Origin of the sequence: Tahibacter sp., from assembly GCF_035481375.1 — a bacterium.
GTDB lineage: Bacteria > Pseudomonadota > Gammaproteobacteria > Xanthomonadales > Rhodanobacteraceae > Tahibacter.
This window is the reverse complement of record NZ_DATIGT010000162.1, coordinates 1-6,642: the sequence shown is the minus strand read 5'-3', so window position 1 is coordinate 6,642 and position 6,642 is coordinate 1. Positions and strand designations below refer to the sequence as shown.

2 protein-coding genes and 1 pseudogene are annotated in these 6,642 nt (G+C 72.8%); all 3 read right to left on the bottom strand.

Annotated features, from left to right (window positions below):
- Nucleotides 1–234, bottom strand: a pseudogene (locus VLF18_RS10895) (exodeoxyribonuclease V subunit alpha); the annotation flags it as partial.
- Entirely contained in the window at nt 231–3,767 is a 3,537-nt protein-coding gene (locus tag VLF18_RS10890; protein ID WP_325279648.1) for a UvrD-helicase domain-containing protein, read from the bottom strand. The gene VLF18_RS10890 and the pseudogene VLF18_RS10895, both read right to left, overlap by 4 nt.
- The coding region (locus tag VLF18_RS10885) for an exodeoxyribonuclease V subunit gamma (protein WP_325279647.1) at nt 3,760–6,642 on the bottom strand (2,883 nt) is incomplete at its 5' end. The genes VLF18_RS10885 and VLF18_RS10890, both read right to left, overlap by 8 nt.

Sequence of the window (6,642 nt, the reverse complement as noted above, 5' to 3'; positions counted from 1 at the left end):
CAGCGCGTCGATGTCCTCGTCCGCCAGCGCCGGCATGCCGTGGCGGCCGGCGTCGTCGCCGCGCAGCGGCAGCGCCGCGTCGCCGAGGCCGTCGGCATAGCTGGCCCAGGCCGCGGCCGCGGCGAGCCGCGCGGAGCCGTTGTGCACAGTTACCCAATGAAACACTGCGCGATCGAGCGCGCGCCAGACCGCAGGCAGCTCGGTCTCGTCGCGCAGCAGCGTGTAGCGGCTCATGCGCGCCCCCCGAGCGCGGCGTCGACCGCATCGATCAGCGCGTCGTCGAAGCGGCGGCGCCAGACGCCGGCGCCGGGCGCGAGCCCGCAGGCGCGCACGAACAGATAGACCGCGTCGCCGAGATGCCGCGCGCGTTCGTAGCGCGGCAGCCGCTGGCGCAGGTAGCGATCGAGCGCAACCGTGTAGAGCAGCGCCTGGAAACCGTAGCGATGTTCGTCCATCGCGTGCGCGAGCCGCGCCGGCGCGTAGTCGGCCGGCGAATCGCCGAGATAGTTGGTCTTGTAGTCCAGCACGTGGAAGCGGCCGTCGTGTTCGACGATCAGGTCGATCTTGCCGCTCATGAGACCGCTCAGCGTCGCCGCCGGCAGTTCGGCCGGCAGCAGCGCGGCGGCGCCGTGGCGCGCGCAGGCTTCGCGCAGCGCCTGCGGCGTCACCGCGTCGAGCACGAACTGGAACGCCATTTCGGCACGCTGCCGCGACGGCGCGATCGTCTGCAGGCTCGCGCCGTCGAACAGCGGCAGCGCGATCGTGCGCTCGATCATTGCGGCGATGGCTGCAACCGCCGCGGCGTCGCCGATCGGCATCGTGCGCACGGCGTATTCGCGCAGGCCTTCGGCGACGAGGGCGGACTGCGCAGCGACCGGCACGGACTGATCGCGACGCTCGAACGCGTAGTGCACGGCGTTGCCGAAATCCGGACCGCGCAGCGGCGCGAGTGCGGCGATGCGCGGATCGGCCGCGTCGGCGGGTTCGTCGGGCAGCAGCGCGAGCGCGGCGTCGCGCGCCGCGTTTTCGTCGTCGGCCGCGGTTTCTTCCTGATCGGCGCGGCGGCGCATCGCAACCAGCGCGGTGAAGCTGTAGGTGTGCTCGAGCAGGGGCCAGGCCGGTTCGCGGCGCGCCGCGAGCGCGACCGCATCGGGCGCGGCCTCGCGGTAATGCGTGTCGGGCCAGGTCCAGTCGCCCTCGGACCAGGCCACGTGCGCGGCGAAGTCCGGCGCATTCGCGCGCTGCAGTCGCGCCAGCGTCGCATCGAGCGCCGAGCGGTCCGGATCGGTCAGCGCTGCGGCGCCGCGACTTGCATCGCGCGGCCGCTGCGGCGGCAGCGCGTAGACGTGACACGCGTACTGCGCGCGCGTCAGCGCGACGTAGAGCACGCGGAAACGTTCCTCCTGGTCTTCCTCGCGCGCCTGGACCAGCGCTTGCGCATGACCGTCGGCGAGTGCGGCGACGCGATGGCCGGTCGCCGCGTCGTAGACCAGCGGCAATTGCGGCGGCTTGCCGGCGTGGTCCCACATCAGCGGCAGGAACACGATCGGAAACTCGAGCCCCTTGCTCGCATGCAGCGTCAGCAGCCGCACGCGGCGCGCGTCGGATTCGAGACGCAGCTGCCGGTCGTCGGCCGCTTCGCCGGCCTCGCCCCCGTCGCGCTGCTGCGCGAACCAGGCCAGCAATTGTTCGGCGCCGCCGACGATCTCGCCCTGCGCCTGCAGCAGTTCGCCGAGATGGCGCAGATCGGTCAGCGCGCGTTCGCGCTCGTGAAGGCGCGGCAGCTGTGCGGCGAGATCGCCCGACAGCGCGAGCACGACGCCGAGCACGCCGTGCCGCTGCCATTCGCGAAGCAGCGACGCGCAGCGCGCGCGTTCGCGCTGCCAGGCTTCGGCGTCGTCGCGCAGCGCGGCGAGATCGGCGAGCCGGCGGCCGCCGAAACGCGTCGCCAGCGCGGCGCGCAGCGCCGCATCGTCGCCGGGGCGATGCACGGCATACAGCACGAGCTGCAGTTCGCGCGCGAGGTCGGTGTCGAACACGCTGCGCTTGCCGGCGCCGACGCAGGGCACGCCGCGCGCGAGCAGCAGTTCGCGCAGGCGCTCGATGTGCTGGTTCTTCGGCACGAGCACGGCGATGTCGCCGGGCTGCAACGCGTCCGCGCCGATCCGCGCGCCCGATTGCAGCAGCGTCGCGATCTGTCTCGCGCATGCATCGAGCGCGCGTTCGCGGCGTTCGTCCACCGCGAGCGGATCCTCGCCGGTGTAGTAGTGAACCGTGAGCAGGCGATCGACCGGTCGGCCGTCGGCATCGACGTAGGCATCCGCGCGCCCGGCCGAGTGCACGGGTTCGTAGCGGATCGGATGCGCGGGATCCACCGACAGCACCGGCCCGGCCGCGGCATACCAGGCATTGAGCGCGGCGACGTAGGCCTGCGCCGAGCGCCGGTTCGTCGCGAGCGTCAGCACTTCGTCGGCGCTCGCCGCGGCGTCGAGGTAGGTGTGGATGTCGCCGCCGCGAAAGCGATAGATGGCCTGCTTCGGATCGCCGATCATGACGAGCCGGCCGCAAGCGTGGCCCTCGGCGTCGCGATAGATGGCGTCGAGGATCTGGTACTGCAGCGCGTCGGTGTCCTGGAATTCGTCGACGAGCGCGACCGGCCACTGCGCGCGCAGCCGTGCCGCGAGCGGTGAACCGCGGTCGCGCAGCGCGAGCGCTGCCCCCTCGATCAGCAGGTTGAACGTCACGCGCGCCTCGCGCAGCAGTTGATCGCGGCGCCGCGCGAGCAGTTGCCGGCGATAGCGTTCGAGCGCCGCCGCCTTGTTCACGGCGCCGGCGCGACTGCATCGGCGCAGCGCCGCGAACACGGCGTCGAGCACGCCGCGCACTGTCGGATCGTCGAGAGCGGCCGGCTTGAGCTGCTTGCCGAGCGCCTCGGCATGCCTGAGCACGAGCTCGCCGTCGAACGCGTCGAGCGCGCCGGCTTCGCAGGCCTCGACGAACGCGCGCAGGGCGCCGAGCAGCGCGGCGTTGGAGCGCGCGAAATGCTGCGGCCCTGCGATCAGCGCGCGCGCGCCGTCGAGGAGCGCCTGCCACTGCTCGTCCGTCGGCGGCGGATCGGGCGCCGCGGTGCGCACGCCGACACCGGGCGCGAGCACGGCGCGCAAGGCCTGGCGCAGCGCGTTGCGGCCGGCCTTGACCCAGATCGCATCGCCCTCGTCGAGCGGCGCGTCGCGCTGCATGAGTTCGCGCCAGAGATCGTCGACGAGCAGGTCGAGTACCCCACTCTCGGCGATGATCTCGCCGGCCGCGAACGCGCTGCCGCTCTCGACCGGAAAGTCCGCGAGGATGCGCCGGCACAGGCTGTGCAGCGTGCCGATCGGCGCGAGATCGAGTTCGGCCTGCGCGAGCCGCAGCCGCAGCGCGTCGCGCGCGGCGCACTCGGGTTCGTCCCAGCGCGCGGCGAGCCAGCGCGCATCGTCGCCGGCGTCGGCATCGGCTTCGCCGCGCAGCCGGTCTTCCGCGCGCGACTGCGCCCAGATCAGCCGTGCGCGCAGGCGCTCGCGCAGTTCCTGCGCCGCCGCGTCGGTGAACGTGCTGACGACGATCTGCCGCGGCGTGTATGGCGTCTCGCCGTCGAGCAGCAGGCGCAGATAGAGCACGGCGATCGTCCAGGTCTTGCCGGTGCCGGCGCTCGCTTCGATGAGACTGCGTCCGCCGGGCCGCAGATCGAGTTCGCGCCAGTCGGGAACGCGGCGGCGCTCAGTCATCGCCGTGCTCCGCGTCGACCGTGATCAGCGCGCGCAGCAGATGCGCGTAATCGACGAGTTCGCGGAATGCCGGCGAGCCGGGTTCGAACGCCGTGCCGCTCGCGAACAATCGCTCGTAACCCGGCAGGCGCTCGCATTCGCCGCCCGCGAAATCGCCGCCGAACCAGGCATTCAGCACCTTCGCATCGGACGCTTCGCTGCCGTCGCCGATTGCGGCAGTCCAGCTCGTGCGCGGGAAATACCAGAGCGGCCGCGCCTGCGCGCGCCGATAGATCGCGACGAGGCCGTCGACACGGCGCGCGAGGTCGGCGCGCAGCGCCTGCGCGCGCGCGGGATCGTCCTGCTGTGCGACCTGCAGCGCGAGGCTCCGGGCATCGAGCGACTTCAGCCAGGCCGCATCGCTGCCGCCGCCCGGCAGGCATACCTGCACGCGGCGATGCACGTCGGGCCGCGCGAGCTGCAGCAGCGCCCATTCGAGAAACACCGCAATGCGCCGGCCGAAATCGAAAGCGACCTTGCTGCCGGTCGCAAGATCGAAGATCCAGTCGGCGGTCCCGCCGCGATAGGCGTACGCGAGGTCGCCGTGCAGGCGCGCCGACGGCAGCGGCAGATCGATCGCGAGCGGCAGGCGCTGCGGCGCGCCGTGGCTCAGGAGTTCGGTCTGCGCCGTTTCGTCGAGCAGCGTGCCGACGAGTGCGAGCTGTCCGCTCCACGCGAGCTCGCCGGCGCGCGCCGGCGGCCAGAGTCCGCCGTAGCGCAGCCAGTCGGGCGGCCGCGCCGCAAGCTCGGTGATGCCGCGCGCCGCCGCGTCGAAGAACACCCGCGCGGTGACGCGGTCGATGCGCGCGAACGCGGGATCGAGCGGTTCGCTGTCGGCGAGGCGTTCGGGTTCGAGCGCATCGAGTCGCAGGCCGTGCTGGCGCAGCAGATGCTGTGCGGGCCGCCGGTAGTAGTCGAGCAGGCTCGCGAGCGCGACCGTGTCGGACGACGCGTCGGCGACGGCGGCGGCGCCGTCGAGAAAGGCGGCCGGCGGCGCGCCGCGTTCGCGCCGCAGCGCGAGCAGATCGCCGCGATACGAATACAGCGCCGGATCGCTCGCATCGAAATAGCGCGCGTCGAACGGCTGCAGCGGATGCCGCACGAGCCAGGGCCGCGCCGCGTCGTGCGCGGCGATTCCGCGCAGGCCGTGCGTCTCGTCGAGCAGCGCGAGCAGTTCGGCGAGCGGCGCGGCGGGATTGCGCGGCTTTCCGTCGCGCACGCTTTCGCCGATGTAGCTCAGATGCAGCACATCGCGCGCGGCCATCACGGTTTCGAGAAACAGATAGCGGTCGTCGCTGCGCACGTCGCGGTCGCCGAGGCGCCGGTGCGCGGCCATCAGATCGAGGCCGGCGTCGGAGCCCGCGCGCGGAAACGCGCCGTCGTCGAGGCCGAGCACGGCGACGACGCGAAACGGAATCGCGCGCTGCGGGACCATGCCGCAGACGGTCATGCCGCCGACGAGAAAGCGCTGGCGCTCCGACAGGGCGAGCAGGCGATCGCGCAGCACGTCGCGCACGACGTCGAACTCGACCTCGGCGTCGACGCCGGCGTCGTCCGCGTCGCCGTCGAGGCTCAGGACCAGCCGGCGCAATTCCGCCAGCGCGTCGACGGCCGCCGCGTCGCCGAACTCGGCGCGAAACAGTTGATCGACGAGCGCGAGGCAGCGCCGCGACCAGGCGCGCAGGCCGCGCCGCTGCGTCGCGTCGCGGCACAGCTGCGCGAGTTGCTGCAGCAGGCGGTCGAGCGCGCCGAGCACGTCGGCCTGCACGCCGTGCACGCCCTCGACCGGCACGATGACCTCGCCGTCAGGCAAGGTCAGCGCGGCAGCTTCGCCGTCGTCGCCGCTGCCGAGCACGTAGCCCGCGAGCAGGCGGTCCATGCCCCAGGCGAACGTGTGCTCGGCGATCGGCGGCACGCCGAGGCGCGCGCGGAATTCCGGATCGAGCGCCCAGGCCACGCGGCTGCGCGCGATCCAGTCCGACAGCAGATCGACACCGGCCGCATCGAGTCCGAGCGCGCGCGCGATCTCGGCGACGCCCAGCAGATCGAGCACCTGTGCGGCGCTGAGCCGCGTCGACGGCAGGTCGATGAGATTCGCGAACGCGAGCAGCAGCGGATGGCCCTGCAGCAGCGGCACGTCGGCGAGGTGATACGGCAGCGCGCCGTGCGCGCGGCCCGCTTCGCCGAACACGGCCGGCAGCAGCGGCACATAGGCCTGGATGTCGGGCGCCATCACGACGATGTCCGACGGCTTCAGGCTCGGATCTTCCTCGCGCTCGCGCAGCAGCGCGTCGCGCAGCACTTCGAGTTCGCGCAGCCGCGTGTGGCAGGCGTGCACGCGCAGGCTGCGGTCCCGGCGCGCGTCGGCATCGCCGGGCACCGGCGCGAGCAGCGACGGATCGAGCTGGCGGATGCTGTCCTGCAGCCGTGCGAGACGATGGACCGAGACCGCGGGCCGTTCGTCCTCGCTGTGGCGGATGTCGACGGCGACATCGTCGTCGCCGGCCAGCGCGAGCATGAAGTGCTGGCCAAGCCGTCCCCAGCTCGCGAGCAGCGGGTGGCCGAGGGTCAGGAACTCGCGCTCGGCGGCTTCGGAAAACGCGCCGAGCGCGGCGAGGTCCCGCAGGTAGCTGCGCTCGGGCCTGAGCCCGGCCCAGTATTCGCGACACGGATCGGGCACATAGAGCACGACCGGCCGGCGCCGCGCGACCGCGCGCAGCGCGGCGAACTCGGTCGGCGCGAGATGGCTGATGCCGAACACATGCAGCGGTTCGTCGGCGAGCGCGTCCGGCGGCGCAGTGTCGAGCCGGCGCAGCAGCGCGGTCAGGCGCTCGCC

Excerpts from the sequence above, each read along its gene's own strand:
- VLF18_RS10890 (WP_325279648.1), bottom strand. The coding sequence starts at position 3,767 with ATGACTGAGCGCCGCCGCGTTCCCGACTGGCGCGAACTCGATCTGCGG.